The organism is Caulobacter sp. GW821-FHT12D05 (assembly GCF_058807295.1).
On record NZ_JBXAQO010000007.1, the window covers coordinates 1 to 16,723 of the forward strand.

Genomic DNA, 16,723 nt, shown 5'->3' on the forward strand with positions numbered 1-16,723 from the left:
TACCGATCGACTTGGAAGAGGGGCGAGGAGGCGGCGATATACAGGGCCACCTGGGCGCGCTTGCGGGTCTGCAGGGCCGCATTGCTGTTCTTGACGGCGGCCATGGCGGTCAGGATCGACTGGCGCTGAGCCGAGGTCATCGTGCCATTCAGCATCACCAGATTGATCCGGTCGATGATCTTGCCGTCGTCCGCGCCATAGGCTTCCCACGACGTCCAGTTCGGAACCGTGCCTGCCCCGCGAACCGACTTGAACTCCGCCCGCGTCTCGTCGCCGCTGACGGTCCAATCGAAAATCAAATTATGACGCGCTGCGACTGTGGAGGTGGTCATCAGCTTGCCGACGGGGCTGACTAGCCCCGCCCCTTGCGGCAACGGGAAGTCGTACGAATAGAACCCGAAAACCGATGGCGCGCGGAACGGGGTCTGTCCCAAGGTGTCGCGTGTGACAAGCGCATAGCCGTCGGTCGTGAAGCCGATGGCGCGAGCCAGCGAGGTCGCCAACAGCACCGGCTCCTTCACCTTGCCCGGCAACTGCGAGACGGTGCGCGCTTCGCTGTCCAGATAGATGGCCCGGACCACGGCCTTCATGTCGCCGCGCACGCCCGCGCCGTTATTGGCGAAGACCGCCGCCACGCGCTCGATATAGGCCGGGGTCGGGTTGGCCAGGGTCAGCTGCTGGATCAGGCGCTTGCTGATGTAGGGCGCGGTGTTGGGGTGATTGAACAGGGTGTCGACCACGGCGTCGATATTGGCGTCCTGGGTGGCGTTGGCCGGGACAGTCTTGCCCAGGAAGGTCTTGGCGCCAGTGTCGAAACGGGAAGGATATTGAACCATCGGATTTGACCAATCCAGATTGTTCGTATCGGTCAGCGCGACACCGCCAAAACGCGCGTGCGTCCAGCCGGTGAGTGCGCGGGCAATCTCCTTCACATCGGTATTGCTGTAGGTGGCGATCGTCGCGCCTGTATTGTCGACTTGGCTCGTTCCATCAGGATTCAGCAGGATGGGGCCGACGGTGAATAGCTGCATCAATTCACGAGGGTAGTTCTCGTTGGGCTGACCTTTGACGCTGTTGGCCATATCCAAGTAGTCACCCATGTATGGATTGAGGGTGACTTCTTTGAGGATGTCGCGGTAATTTCCGAAAGCGTTCGACAGCAAGATTTGTTGGAACGTCGCTAGGCCGGCGGAATTGTGAACGCTTGCCTCAGATGCAACGACAATCTGTGACAGGGCGAAGGCGACGCGTTGCCGGAGTTGATCGCGACCGCTCACGGCGTTCACGTAGAAGCGAAGCTGCATAGGCGTGGCTGAGAAGTTTTCGCGCGTACAAGTGACGAGATCGCTGCTTTTCTCGCAATAACTGCCGGGGACGGTCTTGGCGGCGAGATCGGAGTAGCTGCTTGTCGATAGGGCGAACTGTTCCTCCAGCCATGCCGCTGCGGACTTCTTGGCGACAATCGAATTGATCAGCTCTGGCGTCGGGCCAAAAGTCGCCTGTTTGGCTAGGCGCGCGGCTTCATCGGCCTGAATATCGCCTTCCGAAGCCACGGCGACGCCGCGGGCAATGGGGGCGATGGCGCTTTCGGCGTGTTCTCCTACTAGGCTCGCGCCGCCTCCGGGGGTGGATACGAATGCGGCGAGGCTGAGTGCCATCGCGGAGCCGATGTATTGAATACGCATCACAAAAACTCTGGCCTGCCGGCGAGATGAGTTCTGCCGCCTGTCAGGAGGCAATATCATCTGTATCTGGCAAGAGAATGCGACAGGTGATCGCATTTAACAAAGTTTAATTTCTTGAATATTTGCGTTACGGGTAGTTTTTATTAGTAATGAGTTTTACATAATATTTAATATAATTAACAATTCGATTTCGTCCGCGGGGGCTTGGGCCGTGGGGTGGTGGTGCGGAGGGCTAAGGGCGCTCGTTGATGCAAAACGGCATCGGAATCTGCCTAGGAACTTCTTGTCGCCAAGTCCGAAAGCCGGAGCGACGAAGGATCGCTTCGCGCGGCTCGAAGGGGCTTTCACCGCCTCGTTCGGGGCTACAATCCACGGCGACGCTAACGCGCGGGAGGATTGCTTCAGCGTCCTGCAGGATCTCTGATCCGAAGCCCTCTGCCTCGACCCTAAGGAAGCCACTTCCGAAAAGCCGTGCTCGCGGATCGTGTCCGATAACCTCGTGCACGCACTGAAACCTTCTCGCGCCATGTGTCAGGTTCGATGATCGAAGAATCCACCCCTCCTTGGAGAGGTAGAAATCTACGGATCCGACCTCATTCTCCAACGCTTGGCGAAGGACCCTTCCCGCAGAGTGCGGACCGGAAATGAAACGACCTGCAAACTGGTCGATCGTCAAAGGAGATAAGTGCTTGAAAAATAATGGAGGCCCGGCCCGGAATCGAACCGGGGTGCACGGATTTGCAGTCCGCTGCGTCACCACTCCGCCACCGGGCCATCCGGGTGTCGACGCAAATCACGTCGGCGGGGGAGGGCGTTCGATACAGGAGGCGCCCCAGCCCCGCAACTGGCAAAATCAAGCTGGGGGCTGAGTTTCGTTCCGCTAGCGCTGGGTCGTCACCAGGAGCGTGGCCGCGCCGATGGCTCGGGCGCGGACCTGGGCTTCCAGCGGGATGATGGCGCCGGCGGCATAGACGTCGCCGTCCATCTCGAGCACGCCTTCCAGAAGCTGCACGGTGGAGGCGGGGAGGGCGATCGTCTCGCCGGCGGGGGCACGATGCAGGGCGACGTCGAAGCCGACGGTCGAGACCAGGGTCTCGCTTCCGCTCGGCTGGACGCTCTTGCGCGAAGCGATCGAGCGGCCCTTGGCCTTCAGGCCGTCGACCAGGATCTTCACGGCCTGGCTGTCCTTGCGGTGGCAGACGAGGATGGCGTCGGGCTCGGCCACCACCACGATATCGCTGACGCCGATGACGCCGACATAGGGGCCGGTGGTGCGCACCAGGACGTTGGAAGCTTGATGCAGGTCGACGTCACCGTCCTGGGCGTTGCCGGCGTGGTCGCGGACCGAGGCCTCCCAGATAGCGTCCCAGGCGCCCAGGTCCGACCAGGCGAAGGCGGCGGGCACGACGGCGGCCTTCTTGGTGTGTTCCATCACCGCGTAGTCGAGCGAGATTTTCTTGGCTCGGGCGAAGGTCTGGCGGTCAATACGGCCGATGCCGGCTTCGAGTTCGAGCGCGGCGGCGCAGGCCTTGGCGGCGGCGGCGACCGAGGGTTCGAAGGCTTCGAACTCGCCCAGCAGCGTGCTGGCCTTGAAGGCGAAGTTGCCGCTGTTCCAGAGATAGCCTTCCAGCAGATAGCGCTCGGCGGTCTCGCGGTCGGGCTTCTCGACGAAGGCGGCGACGGCGTTGACCGAGCCGTCCAGCAGCGCGTCGCCTGGGCGGATATAGCCAAAGCCCGTGGCGGGCGAGGTCGGCTGCACGCCGAAGGTGACGATCAGGTCGCTCTCGGCGGCCTTGGCGGCGGTCACCGCAGCCTGGCCGAAGATCTCGGGCTCTGCGATGTGGTGATCGGCGGCCAGCATCAGGACGACGCCGTCCGGATCCTGACGCTCGACGTAAGCGGCCGCGGCGGCGACGGCCGGGGCGCTGTCGCGGGCCTCGGGCTCGACCAAGATGGTGACCCAGGTCTCGATCTCAGCGGTCTGCTGGACGACGAAGTCGACCATGGCCGCGCCGGTGACGATGACGGTCTCGGCGACGCCGGGGATGTCCTTCACCCGCAGGACGGTCTCCTGGAAGGACGAGCGTTCGCCGACGAGCTTCAAAAATTGCTTGGGCTGGTCGCTGCGTGAAGCCGGCCAGAGACGCGTGCCTGAGCCACCGCACAGGATCACCGGATAGATCGATGCCAAGATAAACCCCACCACGTTTTAGTCTTTGCCCCTGATAGGGCGTTATTGCGAAGCGGCTTAAAGGCAATGCGTGACGAAACGAAGAGTTTTCGTCTGCTTGGCGTCGGCGCGGGCATCTTCCCGCTGAGTCCGTGAGCAAGACGATCTGGGAAAGCGTTGAATCTTGCGCTATGCCGGACCTTGGCTGGGGCATGCCAAGAATAGGACGATGAGGAGAGGCTGCGGAAATCCTTCACACCATAGAAGGTCCGCGATGGCGCTGAGCGCCGCCTTTCCAGAGAAATAATGAGTTTGCAGCCAATCCATATTCTGATCACCGGCGGGGCCGGCCAAGTCGGCCTTGAACTTCAGCGCGCGACCTGGCCGGCCGATGTCGTCCTTCACGCGCCCACGCGCGATCAGCTGGATCTGACCAGCGCGGCGTCGATCCACGCGCTTTTCGACCAGGTCCCTTTCGCGGCGGTGATCAACAGCGCCGCCTGGACCGCCGTCGACAAGGCCGAGGCCGAGGTCGCCGGGGCCTTCGCCGCCAATGCTGGCGGGCCGGCCTTGCTGGCCGACGCCACGCGCGAGCGCGGGATACCACTGATCCAGGTCTCCACAGACTATGTGTTCGACGGCGACAAGACGCAGCCCTATGTCGAGAGCGACCCGGTCGCGCCGATCGGCGTCTATGGCGCGTCCAAACTGGCGGGCGAGATGGCCGTTCGGCTGGGCAATCCGCGCTCGGTCGTGCTGCGCACGGCCTGGGTGCTGAGCGCCCATCGCGCCAATTTTTTGAAGACCATGCTGCGGCTGGCGGCCGATCGGCCGGCAGTGCGCGTGGTCGACGACCAGTATGGCTGCCCGACCTCGGCGACCGATATCGCGGAGGCGCTGAAGGTCATCGCGCTGCGCATGATCGCCGATGAAGCGGCGCCGACCGGCGTCTATCACTTCGTCAATGCGGGCGAGGCCAGCTGGGCCGACCTGGCGCGGGAGGTGTTCCGCCTCAGCGCGGAGGCCGGCGGTCCGTCCGCCGAGGTCGAGGGCATTCCGTCCGAGCAGTATCCCACGCCGGCGCGCAGGCCGAAGAACTCGCGCCTGTCGACAGCCAAGCTCACCGCCGACTACGGCATTCAGCCCCGCGCCTGGCGCCTCGCCGTGGCCGACATCATCACCGAACTGAACTCTCAAGGAGCCCGCGCATGAAGGGCATCATCCTGGCCGGCGGCTCCGGCACGCGCCTGCATCCCATGACCTTGGTGACGTCCAAGCAGCTGATGCCGGTCTACGACAAGCCGATGATCTACTATCCGCTGTCGACCCTGATGCTGGCTGGCATCCGCGAGGTGCTGATCATCTCGACGCCGCGCGATGTGCCGAGCTTCCAGGCGCTGCTGGGCGACGGCTCGCAGTGGGGCATGGAGATCCAGTACGCGGTCCAGCCCAGTCCGGACGGCCTGGCCCAGGCCTACATCATCGGCGCGGAGTTCGTGGGTAACAGCCCGTCGGCGCTGATCCTGGGCGACAACATCTATTACGGCCACGGCATCACGAGCCTGTTCACCAACGCGATGAAGCGCGAGGGCGGGGCGACCGTGTTCGCCTATCACGTCAACGACCCCGAGCGGTACGGCGTGGTCGAGTTCGACCGGGGCATGAAGGCGGTGTCGATCGAGGAGAAGCCGAAGTCGCCGAAGTCCAACTGGGCGGTGACCGGTCTCTATTTCTACGACGCCGACGTCATCGAGATCGCCAAGAACCTGAAGCCGTCCGCGCGCGGGGAGTTGGAGATCACCGACGTCAATCGCGCCTATCTCGAGCGCGGCGACCTGGCCGTCGAGATCATGGGGCGGGGCTATGCTTGGCTGGACACCGGCACGCCAGACAGTCTGGTCGAGGCGGCCGAGTTCGTGCGGGTGCTGGAAAAGCGTCAAGGCTTCAAGATCGCCTGCCCCGAGGAGATCGCGTTCCAGAAGGGCTTTATCGACGCGGCGCAGCTCGAAGGGCTGGCCGACGCGCTGGGGAAGAGCACCTACGGCGCTTACCTGCGCAACAACGTCCTGAACCGTTCTTCTCACTAGATCAGCGGTTCTTGCCGCTCAGAGTTGAGCCTGGTCCCAAAATTCGGGACTAGGCGCTCCAGCTAGCCCATTTTTTGCCAGCGCTGGCATGAACGCGTTGACACCCATCCGGCTTTGCCGAAGCTTTGTCTCGATCGCGCCGGGATACTTCGGCGCGCGGACAAATCGGGCCTGTGGCGTTGCTGCATGACACCGGTATCAATGGGGAAGGGGAGCTGATGACCAGGTTCATCCTCGCGCGCCGTGTCGCCGCGCCGCTCGCGCCTTCCGCCACCCTCATCGTCAAGGAACCACGTCCCCCGTGGACTTCGGGAGCCGGTTTCCGCCGGCTCCCGTCTCTTTGGCGCGGCGCTCCGCTCGGGAGGGCCTGAAGGTCCCGTCGGGATCGATCACCGCGCCTGTTCGTCGACCACAAAAAGAACGACGGGCGCCCTTTGGGAGGGAAGACCAAATGACTTGCTTGAACTGGATGGCGTCGGCGAACCGAGGGCGTCGCAAGGTCCTGCTGGCCGCCGCCGGGGCGGGGGCGCTGATGTGGAGCCAGGTCGCCGTCGCCCAGACCGCGCCCGCGCCGCAGAGCGACCCGGCCGAGGTCGAGGCCGTGGTCGTCACCGGCTTCCGCAGCAGCCTGGAGAAGGCGCTGGAGGTGAAGCGGGCCAACACCGCCGCTGTCGACTCGATCGTCGCCGAAGACATCGCCAAGTTCCCCGACAACAACCTGGCCGAGGCCATCCAGCGCGTGCCGGGTGTGGCCATCACTCGCGACGGCGGCGAAGGGCGCAACCTGTCGGTCCGTGGCCTATCCGAAGAATTCACCCGCGTGCGCATCAACGGCGTCGAGGCCCAGGCGACCACGGGCTCGAACCGCGGCCGGGGCTTCGACTTCAACGTCTTCGCCTCGGAGCTGTTCAGCCAGATCGACGTGCGCAAGACGCCGTCGGCCGATGTCGAGGAAGGCTCGCTGGGCGCGACGGTCGACCTGCGCACCGGCCACCCGTTCGACTATCGCGGCTTCAAGATGGCCGGCTCGGCCAAGATGGGCTGGAACGATCTCTCCAAGTCCTATGACCCGCGCATGGCGCTGCTGGTCAGCAACACCTTCAAGGACGACACCTTCGGGGCGCTGTTCTCGGTGGCCTATTCCGAGCGCGGCACGCGGCAGAACGGGGCCAGCACGGGTCTGTGGAACCAGGGCAACGCCGACGGCGGCTGGTGCAGCGTCTCGGCCCGTCCGGCCCTGTGTGCTGGCGCCGATGCGACCGACACGGCCACGGCCAGCCTGGCGACGACCCGCTATCCGCGCTTCCTGCGCTATCAGCAATATGAGCTGGAGACCAAGCGCCTGGGCCTGACCGGCTCGCTGCAATGGCGTCCGACCGACCGCACCGAAATCACCTTCGACATGCTGTATTCGAAGTTCGAAGGCTCGCGGAACGAGCGTCAGCTGGAGGCCATCGGCTTCAGCCGCGCCGCCTCGCAGGGCGGCAAGCCCGAGATCGTGGTTCGCGACCTGGTCCTCGATGACAAGGGCACGATGGTCTACGGCCTGTTCGACAACGTCGACCTGCGCTCGGAAAACTACCTCGACAAGTACGATACCGAGTTCACCCAGTGGACCCTGAACGCCAAGCACAAGCTGACCGACAAGTGGTCGGTGAAGGGCCTGCTGGGCTATGTGGCCAACGATTTCGACAATGCGCTGGATTACATCGCCCAGATGGACCGGCTGAATAGCGACAACTATTCGTTCGATTTCCGGCCCAACGGCCAGTACTTCCCGGCCATCAACTACGGCTTTGACGTCACCGACCCGAACGCCTGGTACATCGGCCCGACCCAGACGGTGGCCGGTGGCACGGGGCCGACCGGTCCGGACATCCGGCTGCGCCCCAACTGGAACGACAACAAGTACAAGGTCGCCCAGTTCGACACCGAATATGAGCTGAACGACCACCTGACCCTCAAGGGCGGCGCGAACTGGAAGAAGTACGCCTTCATCGGCCAGGGCCAGCGCCTGGCCGCGGGCGAGGGCAATATCCCGGCCATCCCGGCCGGCTCGACCATGCAGTCGCTGACCGAGCAGTGGTGCGGCCTGCAGGGTCTGAACCTGCCGGCGGGCACGCCCGTCTGCTGGGCCAGCCCGAACCGCGACGCCATAGCCAAGGCCTACGACATCTTCAGCAACAGCGGCCGCTTCGCCCTGTCCAGCACGACCTCCAGCGCCCGCGGCGACAATCGTCGAGTCAATGAAGAGGACAAGGGCGCCTATGTCATGGCGGCCTTCAAGTTCGATGCGCTGGGCATGCCGGTGCGCGGCGATGTCGGCGTGCGCTACGTAAAGACGGAGCAGAGCTCGACGTTCTTCGCCACGGTGCCGACCAGCGTGGATCCAGCCGGCTTCCAGTTGACCACGGTGGGCCGCAGCTACGAAGACACCCTGCCGTCGCTGAACCTGGTGGTCGAGCCGCGTGAGGACCTGATCGTCCGCATCGGCGCGGCCAAGGTGATGTCGCGTCCGGGCCTGGGCAGCCTGTCGGCCGCCACCAACGTCTCGGTGGCCGGCGGCTCGCGCACGGTCACGACCGGCAACCCGATGCTGGAGCCATACCGCGCCAAGACCTTCGACGTGGCGGTGGAGTGGTATCCCAAGCGCGGGGCGATCCTGTCGGCCGCGTTCTTCTACAAGGACATCAGCACCTACATCCAGAACATCACCACCCTGGCGCCGTACTCGACGACGGGCCTGCCGGCCAGCCTGCTGCAGGGGACGGGCGTGACGGTCGACGACCAGTTCACGATCTCGAACGTCATCAACACGCCCGGCGGTCCGCTGAAGGGCATCGAGCTGAACTACCAGCAGCCCCTGACCTTCCTGCCCTGGAAGTTCAAGAACTTTGGCGTGCTGCTGAACTACACCTTCGTCGACTCCAAGATCGACTATTTCCTGACCACGACGGCGGGCGCTGCGACGGTGTCGCGCGACCTGCTGAACCTGTCGAAGAACGCTTACAACGGCACGCTCTACTACGAGGACGGGCCGATCCAGGCTCGCGTTTCGCTGGCGCACCGCGACAAGTACCTGACGGCGGTGCCGTCCTCCTACAATGTCGATGTGTCGGGGCGTAAGCCGACGACCTTCGTGGACTTCTCGGCCTCGTACCGGATCAACGACGCGATCACCTTCAGCGTCGAGGGGCTGAACTTGACCAACGAGAAGGACATCACCTACAGCGACTCCACGGCCGAACGGCTGAGCGACTACTTCCAGAGCGGTCGCCAGTACTTCGTCGGCGTGCGTTACAGCTTCTGATCCAATGGGCGGTCGGCGAGAGCCGGCCGCCCTTTTTCATTGGGGCGACCAGTATGAAGACCGCTTATGGCGCGGCCGCCGCGCTGCTGCTTTTCTCCGCCGGGCCAGTATTGGCCCAGAGCGCGCCGGCCAATGGTCGTGCGGAACTCACCGCCTATATCGACGGCATCGCCCGCGAGCGCTTGAAGGCGCGCGAGGCGATGGTCGCGGGACTGAAATCTCAGGCGGACGCCGAGGCCCGCAAGGCCGCCAACCGCGCCACCATCCTGAAGCTGATCGGCGGCCTGCCCGAGCGCACGCCGCTGGCGGCCAAGACCTGGGGCGTCGTCCAGGAGGATGGCTTCAAGGTCGAGAAGGTCACCTATGACAGCCTGCCGGGCTATCACGTCACCGCCAACCTCTATGTCCCGGCGGGGAAGGGGCCGTTCCCGGCCATCATCGTCGCGCCCGGTCACGGCCTGGACGGCAAGATCGGCAATCGAAACTTCGCGGTGAACCTGGCTCGCGCCGGCATGATGGTGTTGGCCTACGACATCGTCTCCGAGGGCGAGCGGCTGCAGCACTACGATCCCGAGCTGGGCGCCTCCAAGGTGGGGCGGCCGACGGGCGAGCACAGCCTGGCCGCCTGGCAGACCGCGCCGGTCGGCGACCACGTCTCGCGCTACTTCATCTGGGACGCCATCAGGGGCCTGGACTATCTGGCCGCCCGGCCCGACGTCGACGCCCAGCGCCTGGGCGCGTTCGGCTGCTCGGGCGGCGGCACGCTGACGGCGTTCTTGTCGGCGCTGGACGACCGGGTGAAGGCCACCGGCACGGCGTGTTTCGTCACCGACTTCGACCACCTGCTGTCGACCGTCGGTCCGCAGGACGGCGAGCAGTCGATACCCGGCTTCCTGGCCTCGGGCCTGGATCTTCCCGACTTCGTCGAGATGGCCGCGCCGCGCGCCTATGCGGTGATCTCGACCACCGAGGACATGTTCCCGTTCGAGGGGGCGAAGAAGGCGGTCAAGGAAGCGCAGGGCGTCTACGCCCTGTATGGCGCCGAAGATCGGCTGAGCTTCATCCACGGCCCAGGCGGCCACGGCGCCTTGCAGCCGATCGCCTCGGACATCGTCGCCTTCTTCAGCCGCTGGCTGAAGGACGCGCCGGACAAGCGGCCGTTCACGCCGCCGCCGCGCCTCGCGCCGGAGAAGCTGTGGGTCACGCCCACCGGCCAGCTCTCGACCTCGATCGGCGGCGAGACCATTCAGAGCCTGAACGCCAAGCGGCTGAAGACGGTGATCGCGGCCCGGCCGGTGGTGGCCACGACGGCGGATGTCGCGGCCCTGCGCCAGCGATTGGCGACCGACATCCGCGCGGTGACCTTCGCGACGGCTCAGCCTGGCGGTGCGCCGCCTGAGATGTCGGAAGGCGCGAACGGTGCGATCCGGCTGAAGGTCGGTGACGGGCAGTGGGCCGACGCGATCCTCACCAAACCCGACGGTGAAGGCCGCAAGCCCGCCGTGCTGCTGCTGACCAAGGATCCTCAAGCCGTGAAGGCCGAGGCCGCGCGCCTGGCCAAGGCCGGCCACGTCGTCCTGACCCTGGTCGCGCGCGGCGCGGGCGGGACGGAGGAACTGAAGGCCAGCGTCCTGGGCGACTGGAATCTCTTGGCCACCCGCATGCTGCTGGTCGACAAGTCGCCCCTGGGCGTGCGCCTGGACGACGCCGTCCACGCCATGGACTGGCTGGCGGCGCGGCCCGATGTCGACGCCAAGGCGATCAGCGTCTACGGCCTGGGCGCGCTGGGGCCGGTGGCCCTGCACCTGGGGGCGATCGATGACCGGGTCGCGGCGATCTATGCCGACAACAGCCTGACCGCTTTCCGCATGGCCGTGGACCAGCCCATCCAGCGCGAGCTGCCCGAGGTGCTGCCGCCGGGTGTGCTGCGCCGCTACGAGCTGGGCGACCTGGCCCTGGCGGCGTCCCCGCGTCCCGTGACCTTCGCCAATCCGACCGACGCCGTTGGCACGCCCCTGACCCAGGCCGCCTTCGACAAAGAACTGGCCTATGTCCGCGCCGCTGATCGCAAGCTGGGGCAGGGCGAGCGCGTAAAGTGGACCTGGAGGGGCGGCCGCGAGCCGCTGGTGCTGCCATGAACGTTTCTCGCCGTCATCTCCTGGCCTCCGGCGCGGTGCTGGCCGCCGCGCCCGGCCTGGCCCGCGCCGCCGACGACGCCTGGAAGGAAGCCGACGCGATCCTGGCGCGCATCAGGCCGCCGACGATCCCGCGTCGCGACTTCCCGATCACCAAGTTCGGCGCCAAGCCGGGCGGCAAGGTCGACTGCACCAAGGCCATCGCCGCCGCGATCGCCGCTGCGGCCAAGGCCGGCGGTGGTCGCGTGGTGGTCCCGACCGGCGTCTGGCTGACCGGCGCGGTCCATCTGAAGAGCCGCACCGAGCTGCACGTGGCCAAGGGCGCGACGCTGAAGTTCTCGCGCGATCCGGCCGCCTACCTGCCCGCCGTGCTGACCCGGCATGAGGGCGTGGAACTGATCAACTATTCGCCGTTCATCTACGCCTTGGACCAGCACGACATCGCCTTGACCGGCGAGGGGACCTTGGACGGCCAGGCCGACGCCGACCACTGGTGGAACTGGGTCAAGCGCAAGCCGCCCGGCGTGGTCGATGACCGCAAGCGCCTGACCGAGATGGCCGAGACCGGCGTGCCGGTCGAACAGCGGGTGTTCGGGGCCGGCACGACGATCCGCCCGATGTTCGTCCAGCCTTATCGCTGCCGGAACGTGCTGATCGAGGGCCTGACCATCGTCGGCTCGCCGATGTGGGAGATCCATCCGGTCGCCTGCGAGAACGTCATCGTCCGTGGGCTGCAGATCCACAGCCACGGGCCCAACAACGACGGCTGCGATCCGGAGTCGTGCCGCGACGTACTGATCGAGAAGTGTGTGTTCGACACCGGCGACGACTGCATCGCCATCAAGTCGGGCCGCAACGCCGATGGCCGTCGCCTGAACCGGCCGACCGAGAACGTCATCATCCGCGACTGCGAGATGAAGGACGGCCACGGCGGCGTCACCCTGGGTAGCGAGATCACCGGCGGCGTGCGCAACGTCTTTGTCGAGCGCTGCAAGATGGACAGCCCTCGCCTGGATATCGCCATCCGCTTCAAGAACAACGCCATGCGCGGCGGCACGCTGGAGAACATCCACGTCCGCGACATCGCCGTCGGCCAGGTGGCCAAGGCGGTGATCACCGTCGACTACAATTACCAGGAGGGCGCGAACGGGCCCTTCACGCCGGTGTTCCGCAACCTGGTGGTCGAGCGCCTGGTCAGCGGCAAGAGCCCTCGCGCGCTGGACCTGCAAGGCTTCCCCGCCGCGCCGATCCGCGGCGTGACGCTGAAGGACTGCGTGTTCGACGGCGTCGCCCAGCCCGACATCATCAAGCACGTCGAGGGCCTGACCTTCGAGAACGTGCGCATCAATGGCCAGCCGGCCACGCCGCCGGCATGAACAAGTTCAGTGAGTTAGAGACGCCCATGACCCAAAGCCCAGTCTCCGCCACCCGTCGCCTGATCGTCGGTGGGATCGGCCTCGCCGCCGCTGCCGCCGCTCTGCCGGCTCAGGCTCAAGCTACGAAGGCCAAGACACCGACCCGTCCGGTGCTGCCGGCGCGCAAGCTGAAAAACCCGCTGGTGTTGGATCCCCGCGACTTCGGAGCCAAGGCCGACGGCGTGACCAAGGACACGGTCGCGATCCAGACCGCCCTCGACCGCTGCGCCACGCTGGGCGGTGGTGAAGTGGTGTTGAGCGGCGGGACCTTCCTGACCGGCGCCATTCGCATCGGCTCGCGCACGACGCTGCGCATCGACAGCGGCGCGACGCTGCAAGGCTCGCCGGATCTCGCCGACTATCCGGTGGTGCAGGTGCGCTGGGAGGGCCGCTTCGTGCCAGGCTATATCGGCCTGGTCTGGGCGCGGGAGGCCCACGACATCGCCCTGACCGGCAAGGGCCAGATCGTCGCTTCGTCTGCGATCAAGCGGCGGATCGAGACGGCCACCGGCTATCGCCACCCCGCGCTGCTAGAGTTCGTCGAGGTGAAGGGCCTCCGCGTCACCGACCTGCGCACCGAGCAGAACGACATGTGGTCGATCCATCCGGTCTATTGCGAGGACGTGGTGTTCCGCGACGTGATCGTGCACGGCGGCGCCGACGGCATCGACGTGGACTCGTGCAGCCGGGTGCTGATCGAGCGCTGCGACTTCGACGTGGCCGATGACTGCATCTCGTTGAAGTCCGGTCGCGGCCTGGAGGGCAACATGATCGCCCGGCCGACCGAGGACGTGACCATCCTGGACTGCGTGTTCCGCGACCGCCGCTGGGCCTGCATCGGCATCGGCAGCGAGACCTCGGCCGGCGTGCGCCGGGTGCTGGTCGAGCGGTGCAAGTGCCTGTCGGCCTACACCTTCGCCATCTACATCAAGAGCCGGCCGGGGCGCGGGGCGTTCATCGAGGACATCGTCATGCGCGACCTCGAGGTCTCGAACACGGGGCAGGGCTTCCTGCGCCTGAACTTCCTGGACAGCGGCAAGCAGGACCAGTTCCCGGTGCCGGGCAATGCCGGCATCCCGACCGTGCGCAACATCGTCTTCGAGCGCATCAAGGTCACCGACGTCCCGGTGCTGGTCGAGGCGGTGAACGTCCACCCCGACAAGCCGGTCGACGGCTTCGTGCTGAACGGGATCACCGGCACGGCCAAGCGCGGCATCCGCCTGGCCAACCTGCGTAACGTTGACCTGAAGGGGATCAACGTGACGATCGCCGAAGGGCCGAAGCTGGCGACCAACAACGTCACCGGACGCGGCCTGGAAGGCGCGGTGGCCGGGGATCCCACGCCGCGTCCGGCCGACGTGGTGGCGACCGAGCCGGCGTACCGTTTCGGCCAGGTCAGCGGCCGGCCCAACTAGGGAGAGACGATCATGCGAGACCTCCACCTGAACCGGCGGGCGCTGACGGGCGCTCTTGCGCTAAGCCTGGTCGCTGGCCGCGCCTTGGCGCAGGCCGCGAAGCCGGCCGACGCGACCTTGACCGGCACGCCCGCCGCGCCGGTGATCATCCCTGCGCCGCCGGAACCAGCGGGTCTGCTGTCCAAGGAAGTGGTCGAGCTTTGGCCGGTCGGGCGCGTGCCCGGCTCGGCTGGCGTCACGGCTGTGCGCCAGGTGCTGGAACGCGGCTCGCCCGCCGCCCACGACCGGGCGGTGATGCACGTCTCGCGGCCGATCCTGGAGGTTTTCCGGCCTGAGAAGCCGAACGGCGCGGCCATGGTGATCCTGCCGGGCGGCGGCTACATGCGGCTGGCGGTCGACAAGGAAGGGGCGGGCGGCGCGCGCCGGCTGTCGAAAGCCGGAATCACCTGCTTCGTGTTGAACTATCGCCTGCCCGTCGACGGCTGGGCGGATGGTTATGACGCGGCGCTACAGGACGTGCAGCGGGCGGTGCGCTTGATCCGAGCCAACGCCAAGACCTGGGGCGTCGACCCCAGCCGCATCGGCGTCATGGGCTTCTCGGCCGGCGGGCACCTGGCGGCCGCGTCCCTGACCCGCCACGACGCCAAGGTCTATGAGCCTATCGACGCCGCCGACCAGCAGTCGGCCCGACCGGACGTCGTCATGGTCGGTTACGGCGTCATGACCGCCACCGCGCGGCCGGGCATCGCCACGGTCAGCGCTGAGACCGCCAAGCCGCTGAACGAGCGCGTCCGCAAGGGCCTGCCGCCGACCTTCGTCGTCCATGCGGCGGACGACCGGACCGTGCCGGTGCTCAACAGCCTGACCCTGTTCCAGGCGCTGAAGACCGCCGAGGTCCCCGCTGAGCTGCATGTCTACCAGGAGGGCGGCCACGGCTTCGGCTTCAGCCTGCCGGCCGATAACCCGGCCTCGCGCTGGCCCGACGCCTTCGAGGCCTGGCTGCGTCGTCTGAAGTTCATCTGAGGGAGAGTTCGGGTCGTCGAACCGGCGGGGTTCGACGACCACTCGCGTCGCGCGCCATGCCCCACCGACATTCAGCGCGCTGCTGAGCGCGGTTGTCGCTCAGAGGGAGGGGGCTGTCATTGATCGGAAATCCACGTTTTATTGCCTGCTGGTCCTGAGTCCCGTCCGTAGAGATGTCCTTGTCCGCTTCCGCCTTGCGTAGAGATGTCTGGCTGCTGGACGCCAAGGACCAGGACGACGCTTTCGAGCAGTACCGCAAGGGCTGCGCGCACCTTTTCGACATCACGCTGCAGTCGCCCGAGGCGACCTTCTTCAACAGCCTCGAGGCCTATCACCTGGGTGTGGTCGTCCTGGCCAAGTGCTCGGGCGTGCCGCAGCGGTTCGAGCGCAAGCTGTCGCACATCCTGATCGATGGCGGTGACACGGTCCTGGTGGTGGTCGAGCTGGAGGACAGCGGCTGGCGTGGTGACTATGACGGCCGCGCCGCCGGCGGCCACATGGGGCCGATCCGACTGATCGATATGGCCCGGCCATACGAGATGACGACCGGGAGCTATCGTTCGCTGTATGTGATGGTCCCACGCGCCTTGCTGGACGGACAAGGCAGCCTGGATTTCCACGGCCTGGTCTTGTCCGACGACAGCGTCAGCGGACGTCTGCTGGGGACGCACATCCGGACCCTGGCCGACGTGCTCGACCACATCACCTCGGACGAGGCGGAGGCCGGCGCCAAGGCCACGGCGGCGCTGATCGCCGGCGCCATCGCCACCCACGCCGCGCCCGCCAATGGCGAGCATCGCCCGGTCGAAAAGATGCTGCTGGCCTCGGGACGCCAGTTCATCGAGCAAAACCTGGACGACGTCGAGCTGTCGCCCGAAGCCGTCCGCCGGCGCCTGGGGGTGTCGCGCAGCCTGCTCTACAAGGTGTTCGAGCCCCTGGGCGGCGTCAGCGCCTTCATTCAGGGGCGGCGCCTGGACCAGGCCTTCGACGCCATCCTGCACGACCGCGCCGAGCAGCATACGCTGGGCGAGATCGCTTACCACCATGGCTTCCGGTCCGACGCCCACTTCAGCCGCGCCTTCCGCGGGCGGTTCGGCGTCACGCCCGGGCGTCTGCGCCGTGTGGGCGAGGCGGCGCGGCAGGAGGGGCTTTCGGCGCTGGAGCGGCCGGACGATGTCTGGACCTGGCTGCGCGGCCTTTAGGCCGATCGGCGTCACAGGCGCCTATGGCGAAGCTTCTTATGGTTAAGCTTCACGCATAGAGAGAGTGGGATTGCCTTACGCGGCCTCGGCGACGTAGGGTCCGCGCCCTCTCGTCACCCCACCGACGAGCACCTAGCCGGCGGCGTTCATTGAGTGCTGCCGGCCTTCTCTCCCTCTCCATCCCCTTCGAATCTCACGGTAGGCGCCAAACAAAACGCGCCGCCTCCGGGAGGAGAGGCGGCGCGAGTCGAACCAGGCGGGGAAGTAAAGAAGGACGCCTG

The 16,723-nt window shown here is 66.2% G+C and carries 10 protein-coding genes and 1 tRNA gene; 8 read left to right on the forward strand and 3 right to left on the reverse strand.

The genetic code is table 11. From position 1 onward, the window contains the following. From AC1RRR_RS25975 to AC1RRR_RS25985, 3 genes are all read right to left on the reverse strand, one after another. Positions 1-1,685, reverse strand: a 1,685-nt coding sequence (locus tag AC1RRR_RS25975) for a DUF1800 domain-containing protein (RefSeq protein ID WP_492817578.1), incomplete at its 3' end; no start/stop codon positions are given. 700 nt (positions 1,686-2,385) lie between these two features. After that, a tRNA-Cys gene (locus AC1RRR_RS25980) sits at positions 2,386-2,459 on the reverse strand. A gap of 106 nt (positions 2,460-2,565) precedes the next feature. Continuing rightward, a complete protein-coding gene (locus AC1RRR_RS25985; protein ID WP_492817580.1) occupies positions 2,566-3,876 on the reverse strand; it encodes a mannose-1-phosphate guanylyltransferase in 1,311 nt (436 codons plus the stop codon). A gap of 285 nt (positions 3,877-4,161) precedes the next feature. On the opposite strand from AC1RRR_RS25985, the gene rfbD reads away from it, so the two are divergent. The 8 genes from rfbD to AC1RRR_RS26025 all read left to right on the forward strand — a co-directional run bounded on the left by rfbD (position 4,162) and on the right by AC1RRR_RS26025 (position 16,442). After that, positions 4,162-5,067, forward strand: coding sequence for a dTDP-4-dehydrorhamnose reductase (gene rfbD, locus AC1RRR_RS25990; protein WP_492817582.1), 906 nt, complete (start codon positions 4,162-4,164; stop codon positions 5,065-5,067). Further along, a complete protein-coding gene (gene rfbA / locus AC1RRR_RS25995; protein WP_492817584.1) occupies positions 5,064-5,942 on the forward strand; it encodes a glucose-1-phosphate thymidylyltransferase RfbA in 879 nt (292 codons plus the stop codon). Before rfbD ends, rfbA begins: the two co-directional genes overlap by 4 nt. Positions 5,943-6,393: 451 nt before the next feature. Then, positions 6,394-9,252, forward strand: coding sequence for a TonB-dependent receptor (locus AC1RRR_RS26000; RefSeq protein WP_492817586.1), 2,859 nt, complete (start codon positions 6,394-6,396; stop codon positions 9,250-9,252). 53 nt (positions 9,253-9,305) lie between these two features. Next, a complete protein-coding gene (locus AC1RRR_RS26005; protein ID WP_492817588.1) occupies positions 9,306-11,390 on the forward strand; it encodes an alpha/beta hydrolase family protein in 2,085 nt (694 codons plus the stop codon). Further along, entirely contained in the window at positions 11,387-12,763 is a 1,377-nt protein-coding gene (locus AC1RRR_RS26010; RefSeq protein WP_492817590.1) for a glycoside hydrolase family 28 protein, read from the forward strand. The genes AC1RRR_RS26005 and AC1RRR_RS26010 overlap by 4 nt, the downstream gene beginning before the upstream one ends. Positions 12,764-12,789: 26 nt before the next feature. Continuing rightward, positions 12,790-14,217: a glycoside hydrolase family 28 protein gene (locus tag AC1RRR_RS26015; protein ID WP_492817592.1), complete on the forward strand. Its 1,428-nt coding sequence runs from the start codon at positions 12,790-12,792 to the stop codon at positions 14,215-14,217. A 12-nt stretch (positions 14,218-14,229) separates the two neighbouring features. Further along, complete coding sequence (locus tag AC1RRR_RS26020; protein WP_492817594.1) at positions 14,230-15,240, forward strand: alpha/beta hydrolase; 1,011 nt, start codon at positions 14,230-14,232, stop codon at positions 15,238-15,240. Positions 15,241-15,413: 173 nt separating this feature from the next. Next, on the forward strand, positions 15,414-16,442 hold the full coding sequence (locus AC1RRR_RS26025; protein WP_492817596.1) for a helix-turn-helix domain-containing protein: 1,029 nt from the start codon (positions 15,414-15,416) through the stop codon (positions 16,440-16,442). Positions 16,443-16,723 lie beyond the last annotated feature (281 nt).